Origin of the sequence: Citrobacter sp. TBCS-14 (assembly GCF_005280805.1) — a bacterium.
GTDB classification, from domain to species: domain Bacteria; phylum Pseudomonadota; class Gammaproteobacteria; order Enterobacterales; family Enterobacteriaceae; genus Citrobacter; species Citrobacter gillenii.
In genome coordinates this window covers 1-239 of record NZ_SZWM01000184.1, presented here as the reverse complement: position 1 = coordinate 239, position 239 = coordinate 1, and the positions used below count along the sequence as shown (strand labels likewise).

The following is a 239-nucleotide window of genomic DNA, read 5'->3' as shown; positions in this document are numbered from 1 at the left end:
CCTTCTTTGAGTCTCTCCACTAAGCACGAAGTAGTTTCTGTAATAAAACCATCTATGCCGAAAGGCTCAAATTAAGGAATAAATATATGTCTAATAAAATGACTGGTTTAGTAAAATGGTTTAATGCTGATAAGGGTTTCGGATTTATTTCTCCCGTTGATGGCAGCAAAGATGTGTTTGTTCATTTCTCTGCTATCCAGAGTGATAATTATCGCACCCTGTTTGAAGGACAAAAAGTA

General features: G+C 36.0%; 1 protein-coding gene. It reads left to right on the top strand.

Annotated features, from left to right (window positions below):
* Positions 1 to 86: 86 nt before the first annotated feature.
* The coding region (cspB, locus tag FDX22_RS08665; RefSeq protein WP_146717053.1) for a cold shock-like protein CspB at positions 87 to 239 on the top strand (153 nt) is incomplete at its 3' end.